General features: G+C 37.7%; 2 protein-coding genes. One reads left to right on the top strand and one right to left on the bottom strand.

From position 1 onward, the window contains the following. Position 1: 1 nt before the first annotated feature. Entirely contained in the window at positions 2 to 160 is a 159-nt protein-coding gene (locus AB1414_19985) for a hypothetical protein (protein MEW6609693.1), read from the bottom strand. A 115-nt stretch (positions 161 to 275) separates the two neighbouring features. On the opposite strand from AB1414_19985, the gene cobA reads away from it, so the two are divergent. Then, positions 276 to 1,778: a uroporphyrinogen-III C-methyltransferase gene (gene cobA, locus AB1414_19980; protein MEW6609692.1), complete on the top strand. Its 1,503-nt coding sequence runs from the start codon at positions 276 to 278 to the stop codon at positions 1,776 to 1,778. Positions 1,779 to 2,034 lie beyond the last annotated feature (256 nt).

Genomic DNA, 2,034 nt, shown 5'->3' with positions numbered 1-2,034 from the left:
CTCAACACGACACCAGGATTAATGTCTGAAGGGTGGAGCAAGAAAAAGTTTGAGCCATTTCTCCAATTCTCCCTTTTCCCCATTTCTCCTTGTTTACACTTCTAATGTATAGCCCTGAACGGTTACCTGTTCTAAGAGATGGAATTAAGCGTATAGCCAATAGATTTTAATTTTTTCTCTGTGTCTGTGCGTCTCTGCGGTGAATAGTTACGGAAAATCTTGCTAAAGTAGAATTTGCTTGCGAAAAAGTTTATTTGTGTGGTATAATAAAAATTATGGAACAAGGTAAAGTGTATTTAGTTGGTGCAGGGCCTGGAGACTCAGGTTTGTTAACATTAAAAGGGTTAGAATGCCTTCAGCAAGCAGAATTGGTTGTCTATGATTATCTGGCGAATGAAGAACTACTGAATTGGGTTAAAAATGGTGCGGAGGTAATTTATGTTGGGAAAAAGGCTGGTGAACATACCTTTTCTCAAGGACAAATTAACCAATTATTGGTAGATAAAGCTAACGAAGGCAAAGTCATCGTTCGACTTAAAGGTGGCGACCCATTTGTCTTTGGTAGAGGTGGCGAAGAAGCTGAATTCCTTGTTGAAAACGGTATAGATTTTGAAGTTGTGCCAGGCGTAACATCTGCGGTTGCTGTGCCTGCTTACGCTGGCATTCCATTAACCCATCGAAAATATACATCCCTTGTAACTATTGTTACGGGTCATGAGGCTTTAGACAAATCTTCTTTACCCTGGTCAGAGATAGCTAAAGTTGGCGGGACACTTGTTATCCTGATGGGGACTTCAAAATTGGAACAAATTATTAATGAATTGATAAACAATGGGTTAAATGGACAAACGCCCATTGCCGTAATTTACTCTGGAACATTGAGTGACCAAAAAACAATTACAGGTACATTGAACAATATCGTGGAAAAAATCCATAGGTTAAAACCTCCAACCATTAGCATTATTGGTGAGGTAGTAAATTTACGCCAATCACTTAATTGGTTTGAGAAAAAGCCGTTATTTGGCAAGAAAATTTTAATCACCCGGACAAAAGAACAGGCAAGTGAGTTAAGTAAATTATTAAAAACCTATGGGGCTTCGGTTGTCGAATTCCCGGTGATTAAAATCGTTCTACCTGTAGATGTTAAAAAATTAGACAATGCCATTACCCAACTTGATACTTATGATTGGATTATCTTTACCAGTGTTAATGGAGTAAAATACTTCTTTAATCAATTAAGAAAATTTGGCAAGGATATCCGCGAATTAAAAGGTCTAAAAATAGCCGCAATTGGTCCTGCAACTAACAAAATGCTCAGGGATTTAGAATTAAATGTTGATTACCAGCCTGAAGAAGAATGGACGCAGGAAGGATTGATTGAAGGATTTAAAAAATTTGAAATGAGAGGAAAAAGAGTTCTTGTGCCAAGAAGTGAAGAGGCGCGCCAGGTATTGATTGAAGGACTAAAAGAAATGGAGGCACAAGTAGATGATGTGGCGGCATATCGAACAATTAAAGAGGAATCAGATGTAGGTTATTTAAAAGAATTGTTATCCCGCGGCGAAATTGATATAATTACCTTTACCAGCTCATCTACAGTGACAAATTTCTGTTGTCTTTTTAATAAAGAGGAAATTAACCATCTTTTAAATAAAGTCAAAATAGCCTCTATTGGTCCTATCACTACTCAAAAGGCACAAGCCATTGGTCTAAAAGTAGATATTACGGCTAAGGAATATACAATAAAAGGTTTAGTCAAGGCAATCCTTAAAGTGTGAAGACTTTCGGATAAAAATATCTGTAACCGTTCACCTCACCACGAAGAGCACGAAGGGCAGGGAGATGTTACAGAACAAATCTCTTTATGCCTTATTTCAATCTTTCCATATTGAAATTTATCAATAGATCAACCTTGATATTTGCCAATTTCATATATGGTAATGGGTCAGTGAAATGGGGGATTCTCCTGAAAGTAGGAAGTAGGAGAGTAGGAAAGTAGGAAAGGGGGAGACATTGCCCCCAGAAGAGGAATAC

The organism is bacterium, assembly GCA_040755795.1.
Classification (GTDB): Bacteria; UBA9089; CG2-30-40-21; order CG2-30-40-21; family SBAY01; genus JBFLXS01.
Note: the sequence above shows the minus strand (reverse complement) of the source record. Positions and strands in the feature narration are given on the sequence as shown.

Excerpts from the sequence above, each read along its gene's own strand:
- cobA (MEW6609692.1), top strand. The coding sequence starts at position 276 with ATGGAACAAGGTAAAGTGTATTTAGTTGGTGCAGGGCCTGGAGACTCA.